The following is a 16,212-nucleotide window of genomic DNA, read 5'->3' as shown; positions in this document are numbered from 1 at the left end:
ATTTAAATCGCCGAAGGCGATCACCCTTGCTAAGAAAGGGTTACATTAAAATCCGCCCCCAGCTCCAGTTTGCCTTCCCGTTCTTCATCGCTGCCGGCAATTCTAAAGCCCTTTATTTTACCGGTTTTGCCTTTGGTGAGCAGGTCCGCGATATGTTTATCAGTGAGCTTTTTGCCTAGTATTTCAAAAGGCAGTTTGAAGCCACAAGCCGAGAAATTGGCGCAACCATAGGCCGTATTACCTTTTTTAAGCGGATGCGTTTTACACTTCGGGCATTGTAGCTCGGCTATTACAATTACCTTTTTAGGCTTCGGCTCTTTTTTGGGTTTCTCTTTTTCTTCCGGCACAGGTGGTGGATCGGGCGCAATGGTAATGAATTTGTAGCTGGCGGTTTTTACTTCTTTGGTAAGATCTACCACCATCTGTATCAGTTCATCCTTAAACGTATCCATTGCGTATTCGCCTTTTTCTATAAGTCGCAGTTTACGTTCCCATTGCCCGGTTAACTCGGCGCTTTTAAGCAGTTCTGTTTGTATAGTGTCTATGAGATCAATGCCGGTTTGTGTGGCATAGATATTCTTCTTTTTCTTCTCAATATATTTCCTGCGGAACAGTGTTTCAATGATATTGGCGCGGGTAGATGGCCGGCCGATGCCATTGTCTTTCAGCAGTTCCCTCATTTCTTCATCATCCACCTGTTTACCTGCGGTTTCCATGGCTCTCAGCAAAGTAGCTTCTGTAAAGGCTTTGGGAGGAGAGGTTTTACCCTGGTGGATGCGTGGGGTATGCGGACCGCTTTCTCCCACTTCAAAATGAGGCAATATTTTTTCTTCTTCTTCCCCTTCTTTTTTCTCTTTTACATCGTTGGCATATACTTCCTTCCAGCCGGGTTCTATGATCTGCTTGCCGGTCACTTTAAAAGGCACCTGGCCTACTTTACCAAGTACAGTAGTGTTCGAGATCTTACATTCCGGGTAAAAGGCGGCAATAAAGCGGCGGGCTACCAGGTCATAGATCCGTTTTTCCTCCAGCGGAAGTCCGCCGGGATGCTGACCTGTAGGGATAATAGCATGGTGGTCTGTCACTTTCTTATCATCGAAAACGGTTTTCAGCTTGGGGATAGGATTCGCCAGCAGCGGTGCGGTAAGCGCGCTGTAAGGCGTCATGTCCTGCAGGATACCGGCAATTTTCGGGTGCAGGTCTTCCGAGAGGTAAGTGGTATCTACCCTGGGGTAGGTGGTCAGTTTCTTCTCGTAAAGATTCTGGATATATTTCAGTGTATCGTCTGCAGAGAAACCGAATTTTTTATTGGCTTCTACCTGCAGGGCGGTGAGATCGAACAGGCGCGGGTTTCCTTCTTTACCGTCTTTCTTTTCGAAAGAAGTCACTTCAAACGGATGCTCCTTAAGATAGGCAAGCCCTTTAGCAGCCTTATCAGGCGTTTTAAGCCGGTCGATGGCTGCGGTGAACTCCGTTTCCCGGTAAATGGTTTTCAGCTCCCAATAGTCTTCCGATACGAAGGCATTGATTTCTTTCTGCCGTTGTACAATCATAGCCAGGGTAGGTGTTTGTACCCTGCCAATGGATAACACCACTTTACCCTGCGCAAATTTTTTAGTGAACAGGCGGGTGGCATTCATCCCCAGGAGCCAGTCGCCGATAGCGCGTGCGCTGCCTGCCGCATACAGGTTATTATATTGCTCCGCCGCTTTCAGCTGCCGGAATCCATCGCGGATAGCCTCCACCGTTAGCGACGATATCCACAGTCTTTTAATGGGCGCAGTACATTTGGCTTTCAGCAGTACCCAACGCTGTATCAGTTCCCCTTCCTGGCCGGCATCCCCGCAGTTGATCACCTCTTCACAGGCCTGTACCAGGGTTTCTATTATTTTAAACTGTTTCTGTACACCTGAATTTTCAATCAGCTTGATACCAAAGCTGGGAGGGATCATCGGGAGATCTTCCAGCCGCCAGAATTTCCATTGCTCATAGTAATCGTGCGGCTCTTTAAGGGTGCAGAAATGTCCGAAAGTCCAGGTAACCTGGTAGCCATTGCCCTCATAGTAGCCCTCTTTGCGTTGGTTCGCACCGATCACTTCTGCAATATCTCTTGCCACACTTGGTTTCTCAGCAATGCAAACTTTCATAATCGCTTAAAATTGGATAACAAAGGTCGGATAAAAAGTTGTAACCGGATACAATGTAAAGTTACAAACCAGGGAAATGCCGGGAAAACAAACCCGCCGTTTTTGCCGCTTTTTGCCGAAATTCGTTGGGTCAGGGGGGCCTAAGTGTATGCACAGTGTATGGGGAGTGTATGGGGAGTGTATGGAGAGTGTATGGAGAGTGTATGGGGAGTGTATGGGGAGTACTACACATAGACGAGTCCTAAGTATTGGAGAAGTATGCAAGAAGTAGCCATAAAGTAATTGCAACCACAAAATAATCAAGCCCATACTTTAACTTTTAGTGTACAGAAATACCTGTTAATTTAAAGGAAGATTTAAAACAGAAAATTCTTTTTCCTTATGCGCTTCCTGCCCCTTGTACTATTGTTTGCCTTATCTCTTCCGGCTGCAGCCCAGTTTCCTGCTGCCTTTGACGGAAGTTTTGAAAGTAAGAACCCCACAGGTGCTTTGCCTTCCGATTGGGTCAGCTGGGGCGGCAATTACCACCTTGAAGTAGACAGCAGCACCAGTTATGAAGGACATGGTGCTTTACGTATTACCCCATTGGGAAAAACGGGCAACCACGATTTTGGTTGCGCCGTTAAACGGGTACCGGTTACGTTTGCCGGGAAAACGGTTACACTCAATGGTTACCTGAAGCTGGATTCAGTGGCCGGTGGATATGGCGGATTGTTCATGCGGGTGGACAACAGGTCCGGCGCCGTGTACAAAATGGACAATATGCAGAAGCGGAAGCTGCAGGGAACCTCCGGCTGGCAAAAGTATAGTATTACCCTTTCCCTGCCTGATGGCGGAGGTACGGTATACGCAGGCGCCATTAACAGCAGCAGCGGTAAAGTGTGGGCCGATAACCTGGAAATACTGGTAGATGGGAAACCATTGAAAGATGCGCCGCCGCTGCGTGTGTTTAAGGCAGACAGTGATCATGCCTTTGACAACGGATCAGGGATAACTATTCCGTCCCTCACCGCACTGCAGGAAAAACACCTGGAAATATTGGGGAAAGTCTGGGGTTTCCTGAAATACTACCATCCTGCCGTAATGACCGGGGAATATAACTGGGACTATGAATTGTTCCGCATCTTACCGGAAGTATTAAACAGCAACAGTGAAACAGCCAGGAATGAAGTACTGCTTCGCTGGGTGAACCGGCTCTCTGCCCCGGAAGAAACCCGGCGTGCGCATAATGGCAAACAAACCATCAAATTTAAACCCGATCTCGACTGGATCTCGGACGAAAAAACATTAGGCCCTGCTCTCTCCGCATCGCTGAAAAATGTGGAGGCGCTGAACCGGGACGACTTCAACTATTACCTGGGAATGGAGCCTGCCGGTAACCCCGCCTTTAAAAATGAAAAGGCATACAACACCATGCCATACCCCGATGCCGGCTTCCGGCTGCTGGCGCTGTATCGCTACTGGAATATTATACAATACTACTTTCCTTATAAACACCTGATCACGGAAGGCTGGAACAACAAACTGGCAGAATATATCCCCGCCATGGTAAATGCCGCAGATACCGCTGCCTACCAAACTGCAATGCTGCGGCTGATTGCATCCATCCACGATTCCCATGCAGGTATGTCGGGCCCCAACCTGGTGATCCGCAGCGTGGATAGATTTAAAACCCTGGCGGTACGGGTACAGTTTGCAGAAGAAAAAGCGGTGGTGATGAAAGTAGGCGACGAAAAATGCGGATTACGCAAAGGAGATGTCATTACCGCTATCAATAAAGAGCCAATGCCTGCAATCGTTAAAAGATGGCTGCCGCTTACCCCTGCATCCAACTATGCCACGCAGTTGAACAGGATTGAACGCACACTGTTTCAAACAACCGACAGTTCCCTGCAGCTCGACTATGAAAGGGATGGCGCCACCGGCAGCGTAACGGTACCTGCTGTAACTTATAAAGAGGCCATGGTGATATATGATCCGCCGGCTGCTCCCTGGAAAATGATCGGTGAAGATGTGGGCTATGTATACCCGGGTACGTTTAAGAACACTCAAATGGATTCCGTAAGAGCGGCTTTTAAAAATACAAAAGGAATGGTGATAGACCTGCGTTCCTACCCGGCAGACAACCTGCTGTCATCGCTGGTGCAATACGTGCTGCCATCATCTGAGCCCTTTGTGAAGTTTACAATGGGAAGTATACGGCAGCCAGGCCAGTTTGGAATGACAGGCGAAATGACGGCCGGCTCAAAGAACAGGGACTATTACAAAGGCAAGGTAGTGATCCTGGTAAACGCTACAACCCAAAGCAACGCAGAGTTTGTAACAATGGCGCTGCGGCTTGCGCCGCGGGCAGTAGTACTGGGCAGCACCACCGCGGGTGCAGATGGAAATGTGTCCTTCTTCTGGCTGCCCGGTGGCATACAAACGCGGCTCACCGGCATTGGTGTATACTACCCCGATGGCAGGGAAACCCAACGCGTAGGTATTGGCCCCGACATTGTTATGGAACCAACGGTAAAGGGTATACGTGAAAACCGCGACGAGCTGCTGGATAAGGCCATGGCTATTATCAGGGAATAAACTATTTTTCAGGCAGGGAATATTTCTTTGCCACTTTATTATATTTCTTCAGGTACTTCCGGTCTTTTTTAACACCTACGGCTGTTAAAATACCGGAAGTTTCTGCTTTTACCCAATAGTTGAAAATAAACTTTTCCCGGTCGCGCTCAAAAAACATCCGGGTGGGCTGCCGACGGCTGTTTCTCAGTAAAAGATTCGCCAGTGAAGTGAATAAACGGGCTTTGAAACCCTGGCGTGTGGAATCTTTTTTATTCAGCACCTGCACATTTAACTGCCGGTAGTAAAAATTCATGACGCCCAATGCAGCGTATTTGTTGCCAGACCATTGTGAGAAGATGGTATCCGCATACCCGCGTCTTACTTTTACCGCTGCCATCGGGATGGCCACCGCGTTAAAATCTTCCAGGTTCATCGGCGCCAGGTAGCTTTCCGCAGCGAACCCGGAAAGAGAATCCCCATAGGATTCATGGTAGGAAAAGTACCGGATGGGATTCCCCAGCAGCCTGCCGCTGGCCTGCACCAGCAGGCTGTCGTTGTGGCCGTAAGTGCTACCAAAATGAGTGATCAGCGCGTTGATACCGGTAATAGGCACGGCCGACCATTTATTGGTAGCCTTTGACGATTCATTCACCGTTACGGCCGACTGCCGCACCACGATGGAATCTACCTGCAAGGCAAATGGAATGGTCCGGATTAATTTCGTAGGCATCTGTTTTTCGATGCCGTGCTCAAACGGTATTCGTTTATCCCTGGCCGTAGTAAGCAGCGTATTATCCACCGTAATTTTCCGGATGGTAATAGTAGTGTCGCCGGGTTGGTGATGCATATTGATACCGCTGATCTGCAGGGCGTCTCCTTTCACGGTGATGTAATCCCGCTGCCACCGGGCGGTACGGAATGTTTCTGCTGCCGTAAGGTTGGGCGTCACTTCAAAATTGTTCAGGTGGAATGTTCGAGTGGCCGGATCCAGCGTAAAGTGTTCCGCATGGGCATGGAGCTGTTTATTGCGGTATTGCATCGCGCCCTGGCTGATGCTGATATTGTTAATAAATGATGCCCATTTCAATTGTTGCCCCTGGTTCCAGGAAAAGGCGGTATCGTTAAACATCCCTGATAATTGCTGCAGCGTTAGTGCCATCGTATCGGCATGATGCAGGGATATCTGTGCATCCTGCCACTTCACTGCCACACCGGAACGTACAGCCAGGTGGCCCGACCTGTTTTTATGCCATGTTCCTTTATGCAATTGCAATTCCAGCTGTGGCGCTGTAAACTGTGTACCTGTATGGCTGAACGCCAGGGACGATAACTCCAGGTTGATGCCGTCGTACTGCAAACGGGGCTGCTTACCATTATGCAGGGTAATCCCGCTGCCGTTCAGTTTCACCTGTGTTGACAGCTGGGTGGTATCCTTCCCTTTGATGCCGGTATGCGAAAGGGTGGCAGTAGCTACAGCCAGTTGAGGAATAACGGTTTTGCTGAAATCCGTACTGTGAATGTTGCTTTGGATACCGGCAGAAGGGAGGTTTATTTTAGTATGGCCGTTACTGTTATGTAATGTAACATCGGCGGCCGTAATATACGTATGCCCGTTACCGTTAAACTGCACGCTTCCTATGGCTACGTCCATTGTTTTATTGTGATGGCTGATGTGGTGGAGCAACCCGGTGGCGGATGCCCAGGTAAAGAAGCGCTGCCGCGTGCGCATATCTTTCAAAGCTATTTTATCTGCCAGGAAACTGCTGTGTTCACCGGGGTCTTCACGGTTGAATTGTACGCTGCCAATGTTTAGTTTAGCAATACGGATCACCGGGAGATCTTTTGCAGGCGCTTCTTTCTCAGCGCCATTGTGATACGCCTGTATATTCACAGCGCCTATTCTCAATACATCTATCTGTATATCTTTCGATTGCTGGAATACATCCCAGTCGAACACCTCCCAGTAAAGATCCTGCAGGGCTATACGTGTGCCGTTCAGCAATAGCACCGTTGCTTTTGTGGCTTTGTTATGACGATGCGTGCCGTCAAAGGTATAGTTATCCATGGTGATATCCGCTTTGGGCGTTATCACCTGCATTTGCCGGATATGCAGGTTGGGCATTGCATGCTTGATATCTACCAGTGAATCACTGAGCAGGAAATTATGCAGCAGGATATCGGTGTTGATGTCTTTGACCTGTAAGGTAGTCTTTGATTTACCGGCGGCGGTGAAGTTGATATTACCATCAACGATACGGAAGGTATTCACCTGGATCACTTCGTTGAGGTTATGCAGGGTTTGATAGAACGCCGGCATTTTAATGGCGGTGCTGTCTGCCGGCGGCTTGCCTTTTATGGGTTGTTTTGCTTTGGTAAGGAAGGTAATACCCGGTTGGTAAAGCACGGCGCTGGCAGCTTTCAAACGCTTTCTCAGCAAGTCTTCCAGGCTTACATTGTTCAGCCGGAGCGAAGGCGCCCGGAAGGTTAAGCCTTTACCGGAGCGGTTAAGCGGTGTGGGGCCGTATTCTACATTATTAAAGATCACATCATTCTGCTGCAGCACGAATTGATCTACGCTAAGCTGGAAGAGACTATCGAGCGAATAGAATTTTATTTTATTGAGATTAAGTGCGATGCTGTCGGTAGTAATTCCGGGCGTGGTATCATGTGCAATGGTGAGGTTATAGATATTCAGGTTGGTGCGTTTGGTAGCGCCGGTAGATACATTCCCGCGCAGCAGCAGTTCCCCGTCTTTTACTTCGATGTACCGGAAGTTCATTTTTTTGAAGAGCGTGTTAGGCAAACTGTCCAGCGCTATCTTTTTATCTTTCGCACGTACTTTCCTGCCGGGAAGCCGGAGTACGGGCCGGATACATATGAGGGTATCTATCAGCAGTTCTTCGCGCATATAAATGGCGGGCAGGTGCCGCGCACTGAAATAGAACTTATCGGCCTGCAGCTGCATTTCTCCTTTGGTGGCGGTGGCGGCGCTGTAAATGGTAGCGGAATCGAGTTCAAAAACCTGTTTTTTACCGGAGAAGTGAAGCCGCTTGAAACTGATGGTGTTCCTGCCATCGGGCAGGACCCAGTGTTGCTGACCGAAGGAAAAATCCACATCGTCGGATCCCAGGATGTGGTTATCTGCATTGGTTACCTTGGTGAAATTAACAATAGAGAAATTAAAATGATCTACACGCAGCGGCGGCGGACCGTTTACTTTGCTGTATACAAGCGCACCGTTTTGCAGGTGTACAATACGGGCGTTCACGTATTGGAGCGTTTGTTCCAGGTGCTGCACTACCGAAGAAAGCTGGAATCCTTCCTGGCGGGGGCCGCGCGCCACATGTTCGTGTACATGGAGCGCAGGGCTGATAATGGAAAGACTGTCTACCAGCAGCTTCTTATGCAGGATCAGTGCGCGCCAGGATTGAATGGACAGGTACACCTCCGGAATGGACACATCGAAATGGGAGGCCACATTCACCGTATCTTTTCCCGTGAGCCGGGCGCCGCTGATCACAATGTTTCTTTTGAACAGGGAAAAGTCGATATCATCTGCGTCGAACGTATAGCCGTTGCCGGATTCTTTCTTAACAATATACCGGATGATGTTTACAAATTTATGTTCCACCAGGTAATACAACGCCACGCCTGCCACTATCCTGATGAGAAGGAGAACTGCCAGTACTTTCAACCATATTTTTGCTTTGGGCGATATCTTCATATTCCTGTGATTACAACAGCTTTCCCGGGTGGAGGGTTTCCTGTTATAAATATAAGGGCTTTATCGTACTTTGTAAAGGTAGTTGTACCGGATTTTCATTTTTAATCAAAGCATAAAAATTATGGCACAGGGGATTGTTTGTTTTGGAGAGATGCTCTGGGATATTTTACCGGGAAAAGAATTGCCCGGCGGGGCGGTGATGAATGTGGCCTATCACCTGCAGCAGTTGGGCGAACAGGTATCCCTGGTATCGCGCGTGGGGCAGGATGCACGGGGCCGCGGGCTGATGGATATGTTGCACCGGTACGGGCTGGATACCAGCCTGGTGCAAACAGATGAACAACATGAAACGGGCAAGGTGTACGCGGATATGACCGACCCGCATGATGTGCATTACGATATCGTGTACCCGGCAGCGTGGGATTTTATTGAATGGGCGCCGGCACTGGCTTCCCGGCTAAAGGACACGGCTACACGTTATTTTGTATTTGGCAGCCTTTGTTCGCGCCATAAGGTATCATTACATACGTTGCAGCAGGCGTTGAAAGAAGACGTTATCAAAGTACTGGATATTAATTTAAGAGAGCCGCATTATACCCGTGCGCATGTGGAATGGCTGCTGGGGGAATGTGATATCCTTAAACTGAATAACAACGAGCTGGAGCTGATCAGCGGATGGTATCACCCCTATGTAGATAAAGAACAGGCAGTGCGTGTATTGTCGGAACGCTTCGGGATCAATACTATCGTGGTAACGATGGGAGGCGATGGCGCATTGCTGTTTATGAATGATGTTTTTTATGTGGAGCCGGGTATTGCGGTGAAGGTAGTAGATACTATAGGCAGCGGGGATGCTTTCCTGGCGGGGTTCCTGCATAGCATCATCCGTGGAAAGGCGGAGAGGGAGTGCCTGGTGTTTGCCAATGCGTTGGGCGCGCTGGTGGCGTCTTATGCAGGCGGTGCACCGGATTATAAGGTAACTGATATTTTAAAGCAAAGGGATTAGCTTCCCACAGCAGCTAATCCCTGTGCATTATTTGCGGGTGTATTTGATCTCCATGTCTTTTGTTTCTTTTCCGTCTACCGTTTTGTACATTTCCATAGTGTGGTGATCTTTATCCTGGAATGTCAGCACCTGGCGTATATCATGTTCCATACCGGTGGCCGGGTCCAGTCCTTTACCGGTAAACTCCAGTCCATCGCCTGATTGCGTAGGTTTACCTTCCATCACCATGATGCCGGTGCCCATGTTGTCCACCCAGGTGGAGATGTATTTTTTCTTTGCATTGTCGTACGCCATGGTACTGATGCCTTCGAAGTCCATGCCCATCATGTTGGCGGTATAGCGGCCTTCGCAATAGCGGCCGCCCAGGATCATTTTATAAGAGGCGGCGCCGGTTGATTTTGAAGGCGGCGCATCCGGTCTTTCCCAGAAAGTCATATCGGCTGTCCATTCGCCGTTGGTTTCGGCCATCTTCTGGTGTGCCGGACCCGGTGTCATGTAATCTGCCCATGCTTTCATCATAGCGGCGGAGTCTTGCTGGGCAAAGGTTGCTGAGGTGATTAACAGGCATAACGCAGCTGTTAACAGGTAGATTGTTTTCATGATTTGCAGCTGTTTAAGAAGTGTTTGTATCGGGGTGAAATTACAGGTTAACAAGATAAGCTATTTCCTGCTTTCCGCCATCGCATGCGTGTTGCACCGTGTAAATAGCCGCGGTTTTCCCTACCTTTGGTACAGAAAAAGAATATTCCCCTTTATGCAAGCAACCATATTGGATGTGTCTGGACATAAGGCGCAACCACTGGCTATAGATGCAGCCATTTCCTTTGAAACGTTTATCGCTTATCTTAAACAGCGGATCAGTGAAGAACCCACAGTGAAGGCCCGTTTATACAAAGAAGCGCTGGCGGAATTTGAAGCATCGGGTATCGGGCAGCAGGATGTTCCGTTGGAAGAGATTGCCCAATATACGCTGCTGCTGGAGTACGTATATGCCTGCCTTTCTCCTGCTATGCGCCCGGAGCAGCAGCTGGCATGGGGGCTCAGCTTCCCGTTCCTGCCTGTTACTTTTTATGGTACAGACCTGATCTATGAGTTGCTGAGCAACAAATCGGCTTCGCATACGTACGAGGTAACCCGTACACCGGCCGATTATCACCGCGAAAGATTAGAACTGATATATTCACTCATCCTGCAACAGCTTTATAATTTCAAGGCGCCGGTGAAAACGGAGCAATACCATGAGGGGGTAAATTCAGCCACCGGTTTGCTGCAGTATTACGAAGTGAGCATCAATACCGATTTTGTTACGGTAACGGCCAACGGGGAACTGCCGGAAATCGACTTTGTACAGTTATACACACATTTCAGCGAAGGAGGCGGAGAGGAAATACTGGTAGATATGCTGCCGCTGGAACTGTTCCGTTTCCGCGGCTTTTGCGTGATCACCGTAACAGATGTAACACCGGTTAAAGCGGTGGAGAATATAACAGGGATGCGCTTATCGCGTACTAAGCTGATAAATGAAGAGAATTTTAAGCAGGTGATCCTATCGCTTAAATCGCTGGTGCGCGACAGCCGGATAGAGTTCGACCTGTTCCCTTTTCTGCGGGTGAATAATAACCCGGTATACAGTTTTGAAAAAGGTGGTACCGGTATCCTGTTCGCCGTATGGGGAGAAAACCGCCTTACACCGGAAGAGTTCAGCCGGAACGCAAGGGCATTTATGTCTAAACCACTGTTCTTTTTTTCTGAAGATATATGGAGGGAAACGCGGAAGGAATATGCATTCCTCGAACATTTCCGCCAGCAGGGCGTAAAGTCGCTCGCCATTATGCCTGTTTTTTACATGGGCGAACCGGTTGGGGCTTTCGCAGTGCACACCTGGGAGGAGCATATGTTTGATGAAAAAACATTATCGCTCCTGGAACCCGCTATAGACGCCATCGCCCAGCTGTTGCAGATCTATATAGATGAATTTAACGGGGAGATAGAAAAAGTGATCAAGGAGAAATTCACTTCCATACAACCCGCCGTACAATGGAAATTCAACGAAGCCGCCTGGCATTACCTGTACCGCCTGAAAAAGAACCAGCCGGCTGTTATCAGCAATATCCTTTTTAAGGAAGTATACCCGCTGTATGGCGCCATTGATATCCGCAATTCTACGGTAGAAAGAAATAAGGCAATTATTGCCGACCTGGACAGTCATTTAAGCATCCTTGCCAATACGCTGGACCTGCTGCGTAAATACCAGCAGAACGACCTGCTGAGGGAAATGATCTATCATTGTCAGCGCTGGCAACAGGCGCTGGTGCATCAGCAGCTGAGCCCTTCGGATGAAAATGCGCTGAACAGGTTCCTGGAAGAAGAATCGGTGAATTACCTGCAACATATTGCAGCACAGTATCCGGATACCCGGGAAACTATTGAAGCCTGCCTGCAAAGCATGGCAGGTAATGCGAACAAGAACTCGCTGGAAGTATCCATGCAGCTTATCACACAAACGGCGAACGACTACCTGGAATCCGAGAAAAACAAATTACAGGAATCTTACCCCTGTTATTTTGAAAAGTTCAGGACAGACGGCGTAGAGTATGATATTTACATAGGCCAGTCCATTGCGCCGGACCGGCCCTTCAATCATTTCCACCTGAAAAACCTCCGCTTATGGCAGCTGTCGTCCATGGTGGCGGTTACAAAACTCACCCACTCGCTGATAGCCCGGATGGAAAAGGAACTGTTTACCACGCAGCTGATCTTTGTGCATAACCATCCTATCGATATCAGCTTCCGGGCCGATGAACGGAAGTTCGACGTGGAAGGCGCCTATAATATCCGCTACCAGATGATCAAAAAACGGATCGATAAAGTACATGTCCGCAATACCGAGGAACGTTTAACCCAGCCCGATAAAATTGCCCTGATCTATTCCGACCGGGCTGATATCGACGACTACCTGCCCTTTATCCGCTATTTACAGGAAACAGGCGTGCTGCAGCCCGAACTGGAAGAACTGGAACTGGAAGACCTGCAGGGCCTCAGCGGGTTGAAAGCGCTGCGCCTGGGTGTAGTAGTGGAAGAGGAAAAATAAAATATTATCTTTCTTAAAAATAATTTGCATTCCCGTTAATAGTATACTAAGTTTGTAGACTAATAAATCAGCGCGGGGAGATGTTGCTCCGCCGCAGTAAGCAGCCCATGGACAAAAAAGATTACGATGTAATAGTGGTAGGATCCGGACCCAATGGCTTGTCGGCCGCCATCAGGCTGCAGCAGGAGGGATTATCCGTACTGCTGCTGGAAGCGAAAGACACCATTGGCGGCGGTATGCGTACAGCGGAACTAACACTGCCGGGGTTTTACCACGACGTGTGCTCCGCAGTACATCCCATGGCCATTGGCTCCCCTTTCTTTTCCAGGCTCCCGCTGGCTGATTTCGGGCTGCAATTCGTTTATTCCCCGCTGGAAGCAGCCCACCCGTTCGATGATGGCACCGCGGCCTTCCTGGCCCGTTCCCTGGATGAAACAGCGGATGCATTGGGCGCAGATGGCAAAACATACCGCCACCTGGTAAAACCAGTGGCGGATCACTGGGAAGCCATAGCGGAAGACAGTCTCGGGCCTTTTTCCTTTCCGAAGCATCCTTTTCTCATGGCCCGTTTTGGCTTGAATGCGCTGCGTTCCGCCGCCGCCATTGCCAACAGGTTTTCTACAAAAAAAGCAAGAGGGCTATGGGCGGGCATGACGGCCCATTCCATACAACCCTTAACCAACGTGGCTTCTGCTGCCATAGGCATCGTATTGTCGGCCGTAGGCCACCGGCACGGATGGCCGGTGCCAAAAGGAGGCTCGCAGGCAATAGGCCGGGCGTTGGCCGGGTATTTTGTTTCGCTGGGCGGAGAAATTCAGACAGGCGTTCGCGTTAGCTCGCTGTCGCAGTTGCCCTCGCACCGTGCTGTAGTGTTCGACCTTACGCCCAAACAACTGCTTACCATTGCGGGCGACCGTTTTACGCCAGGTTATAGCAAACAGTTGGCCCGTTACCGTTATGGTCCGGGCGTATTTAAAATGGACTGGGCGCTGAGCGGCCCCATTCCTTTCACAGCGCCGGAATGCAGGCAGGCCGCTACGGTACACCTGGGCGGCACCTTTGAAGAAATTGCTTTGTCGGAACAGCAGGCATACAGCGGCATTATTTCCCAGGCGCCTTATGTACTGGTGTCGCAGCAAAGCCTGTTCGATGAAAGAGCCCCCGCCGGGAAGCATACGGCATGGGCCTACTGCCATGTGCCCAATGGCGCCGGTGCAGATATGACCGATATCATAGAGCGGCAGATAGAACGTTTTGCGCCCGGGTTCCGTGATCTCATACTGGCAAAACATACCATGAATGCGCAACAAATGGAGCTGTACAACCCGAACTATGTAGGCGGTGATATCAATGGCGGTATCATCGACATCCGGCAGTTGTATACACGGCCCGCCTGCCGTATATCGCCTTACCGTACATCAGCCAAAGGGATCTATATCTGTTCTTCCGCTACACCGCCGGGAGGCGGCGTTCATGGCATGTGCGGTTACCATGCCGCCAATGCAGTGCTGAAAGATATTTTTTAAACCGTCACTATCTTAATGAATAAATATGCCTGGAGTTAAGTCTTATTTACAGGAAGATTGGGCCATTGTTGTGCTGGGTTTCCTGATCATCCTGCTTTCGCTGGCAGGAGTACACGTTGCTTTACCGGACTACAAATGGAGCACCGGCACGGACCTTACCACGAAGGTTCTCACCGGCGCCAACTTTTTAAAGATCGGCGCACAGTTCATTTACGTGTTGCTGGTGGCCCTGCTGGGATCCTTTCTCACCGGCCGGTCACTGAAAAATACCCTTGTGGTATTCCCCGTGGTATTTTTATTAACCACGCTGGCACTCATAGTGGCAGGCAATGCTACTATGAATGAACTGGGACTGGAAGCCGTAATTTTCAGCCTTATTATTGGTTTGCTGATCGGTAATCTTTTTAAACTGCCCACCTGGTTCCGCGAATCACTGACCTCGGAATTTTTTGTGAAGATAGGTCTGGTATTGCTGGGTACTACCGTTATTTTTTCGGACGTGCTGAAGGCCGGTTCCCTGGGACTGATACAGGCTTTGGTAGTAGTGCTTTCCGTATGGTATTTTTCGTTCTGGGTATGTAAGCGGCTGAAAATAGATAACGAACTCACCATGATGTTATCCAGCGCCGTATCTATCTGCGGGGTATCGGCAGCCATTGCTACCTCCGGCGCTATCAAAGGAGATTCAAAGAAGCTGTCGCTGGTAATTTCGCTGGTCCTGATCACCGCTATCCCGATGATGGTTTTTATGCCGATGATCGCCCATTATTTCCAGTTCCCGGAAGCAGTAACCGGCGCCTGGCTGGGCGGTAGTATAGACACTACCGGTGCGGTGGTGGCATCGGGGTCGCTGGTAGGCGAAACCGCGCTGAAGATCAGCACTATCGTAAAGTTTTCACAGAATGTATTATTGGGTATCGCAGCCTTTGCTATTTCGGTATACTGGACATACACCAAGCATCCGAATGCAGCAGATAAGGAACAGAAACCTACGCTGAAAGTGATCTGGGAAAGGTTCCCCAAGTTTGTGATCGGCTTTATCATTGCTTCCCTGGTATTTTCCTTTTTGTTATCGCCCGCAGCTATTGCGCCGGTAAAGGGATCGCTGAAAAGCCTGCAGGGAGTGTGGTTTGCGCTGGCATTCACCAGCATAGGACTGGAAACAAACTTTAAAGACCTCATAGGCACTGAAAGCAGGAAACCCGTATATGCGTTCCTGGTAGCCCAAACGTTCAATGTAATTGTTACGCTGATACTGGCTTACCTGCTGTTTTCCTGACCCGGCTGATTACTTTTTTTAGTATTTTGCCGGTATATGAAATACCTGAATCCCTTTGCTTTCCTGGAGAAGATGAATGGCGGGCCTGTATCAACGGAAGATGCCGCTGCCGTATCCCTTCTCCGGAAAAAAATGATGGCAGAGCTGGAATTATCAGCAGCAAAGGTATTACGTGTAGATACGCAATGGTTCAGTAAAAACGACCTGCTGCATTTCTTTGATGAATTGCAGTCGCCTGCCAGGTTACATTTTTATCAACAGATCAACAACGATACGGTCCTGTCAGGTTTCCTGGAAACGGGTAAGCTGACAGGACTTTTTAATGATAACCCTGTTTACAACACCCCGTCGTTCCTCACTTTCATAGCGCCGTTTTACGAGCCGTTATTTACCGCTGCGGTGGTGAGCAGTATCCAACAACAACAGGCGCCCGTGTTACAGCAATTGTATGCAAACCCGTTGCTGATGGATGGTGAACATCAAAACCGCAGCTACGATAAAATATTCCGCGCATTACAGGAGCCTTATAAAATACTGGAAGATGCGGAAGCGCGCAGGCGGCTGAACCCTAACTCCCGGTGGAGGGAAGCCGCTCCCTATGCAGGTTTGCAGCAGGTGCGCGTACTGAATGCCCTGCCGGATATTTTCCAGCAATTCAGGAACGACTACGGTATCCTGATGATCAACTTTGCACTGGCCCTGGATGGTACCCGTGAAAATAAAAAGGCGTTGGAGATCCTCCGTGCGGTAAAAATATTGAAATGCGGCGCTTATGTAAGCGAACAAACGGAAACGTATTTTCAGCGCCTGGAAGCAAAGGCCACCAGCCGCAAATCCTTGCTGGCCCGGTTTTTTGGCGACGGGTACCGGCAAAGGAAAG

9 protein-coding genes are annotated in these 16,212 nt (G+C 49.4%); 6 read left to right on the top strand and 3 right to left on the bottom strand.

All coding sequences use genetic code 11. From position 1 onward, the window contains the following. Nucleotides 1–29: 29 nt before the first annotated feature. Nucleotides 30–2,147, bottom strand: coding sequence for a DNA topoisomerase 3 (locus tag VN105_RS00365; RefSeq protein WP_325636810.1), 2,118 nt, complete (start codon nt 2,145–2,147; stop codon nt 30–32). A 381-nt stretch (nt 2,148–2,528) separates the two neighbouring features. On the opposite strand from VN105_RS00365, the gene VN105_RS00360 reads away from it, so the two are divergent. Further along, nucleotides 2,529–4,727 carry a S41 family peptidase gene (locus tag VN105_RS00360; RefSeq protein ID WP_325636808.1) on the top strand — a complete coding sequence of 733 codons (2,199 nt, stop codon included), beginning with the start codon at nt 2,529–2,531 and terminating at the stop codon, nt 4,725–4,727. Between the two features lies 1 nt (nt 4,728). On the opposite strand, the gene VN105_RS00355 is transcribed toward VN105_RS00360, so the two are convergent. After that, the gene (locus VN105_RS00355; protein ID WP_325636806.1) at nt 4,729–8,430 is read right to left on the bottom strand and encodes a hypothetical protein; all 3,702 of its coding nucleotides are present in this window, start codon (nt 8,428–8,430) and stop codon (nt 4,729–4,731) included. A 121-nt stretch (nt 8,431–8,551) separates the two neighbouring features. Between VN105_RS00355 and VN105_RS00350 the strand changes: the two genes are divergently transcribed. Continuing rightward, entirely contained in the window at nt 8,552–9,436 is an 885-nt protein-coding gene (locus tag VN105_RS00350; protein ID WP_325636804.1) for a carbohydrate kinase, read from the top strand. Nucleotides 9,437–9,463: 27 nt separating this feature from the next. On the opposite strand, the gene VN105_RS00345 is transcribed toward VN105_RS00350, so the two are convergent. Then, on the bottom strand, nt 9,464–10,036 hold the full coding sequence (locus VN105_RS00345; protein WP_325636802.1) for a DUF1579 domain-containing protein: 573 nt from the start codon (nt 10,034–10,036) through the stop codon (nt 9,464–9,466). A 154-nt stretch (nt 10,037–10,190) separates the two neighbouring features. Here VN105_RS00345 and VN105_RS00340 point away from each other — a divergent pair, with 154 nt between their 5' ends. The 4 genes from VN105_RS00340 to VN105_RS00325 all read left to right on the top strand — a co-directional run. Beyond that, a complete protein-coding gene (locus VN105_RS00340; protein WP_325636800.1) occupies nt 10,191–12,527 on the top strand; it encodes a GAF domain-containing protein in 2,337 nt (778 codons plus the stop codon). Between the two features lie 80 nt (nt 12,528–12,607). Next, nucleotides 12,608–14,053: an NAD(P)/FAD-dependent oxidoreductase gene (locus VN105_RS00335; RefSeq protein ID WP_325636798.1), complete on the top strand. Its 1,446-nt coding sequence runs from the start codon at nt 12,608–12,610 to the stop codon at nt 14,051–14,053. Nucleotides 14,054–14,078: 25 nt separating this feature from the next. Then, on the top strand, nt 14,079–15,332 hold the full coding sequence (locus tag VN105_RS00330; protein ID WP_325636796.1) for a YeiH family protein: 1,254 nt from the start codon (nt 14,079–14,081) through the stop codon (nt 15,330–15,332). Between the two features lie 36 nt (nt 15,333–15,368). Further along, the coding region (locus tag VN105_RS00325; protein ID WP_325636794.1) for a hypothetical protein at nt 15,369–16,212 on the top strand (844 nt) is incomplete at its 3' end.

The sequence above is a fragment of the Chitinophaga sp. genome (assembly GCF_035564935.1).
Lineage (GTDB): Bacteria > Bacteroidota > Bacteroidia > Chitinophagales > Chitinophagaceae > Chitinophaga.
Note: the sequence above shows the minus strand (reverse complement) of the source record. Positions and strands in the feature narration are given on the sequence as shown.

Bases quoted from the DNA above. Each gene is read 5' to 3' on its own strand.
- VN105_RS00365 (WP_325636810.1), bottom strand. From the start codon at position 2,147: ATGAAAGTTTGCATTGCTGAGAAACCAAGTGTGGCAAGAGATATTGCA.
- VN105_RS00360 (WP_325636808.1), top strand. From the start codon at position 2,529: ATGCGCTTCCTGCCCCTTGTACTATTGTTTGCCTTATCTCTTCCGGCT.
- VN105_RS00355 (WP_325636806.1), bottom strand. From the start codon at position 8,430: ATGAAGATATCGCCCAAAGCAAAAATATGGTTGAAAGTACTGGCAGTT.
- VN105_RS00350 (WP_325636804.1), top strand. From the start codon at position 8,552: ATGGCACAGGGGATTGTTTGTTTTGGAGAGATGCTCTGGGATATTTTA.
- VN105_RS00345 (WP_325636802.1), bottom strand. From the start codon at position 10,036: ATGAAAACAATCTACCTGTTAACAGCTGCGTTATGCCTGTTAATCACC.
- VN105_RS00340 (WP_325636800.1), top strand. From the start codon at position 10,191: ATGCAAGCAACCATATTGGATGTGTCTGGACATAAGGCGCAACCACTG.
- VN105_RS00335 (WP_325636798.1), top strand. From the start codon at position 12,608: ATGTTGCTCCGCCGCAGTAAGCAGCCCATGGACAAAAAAGATTACGAT.
- VN105_RS00330 (WP_325636796.1), top strand. From the start codon at position 14,079: ATGCCTGGAGTTAAGTCTTATTTACAGGAAGATTGGGCCATTGTTGTG.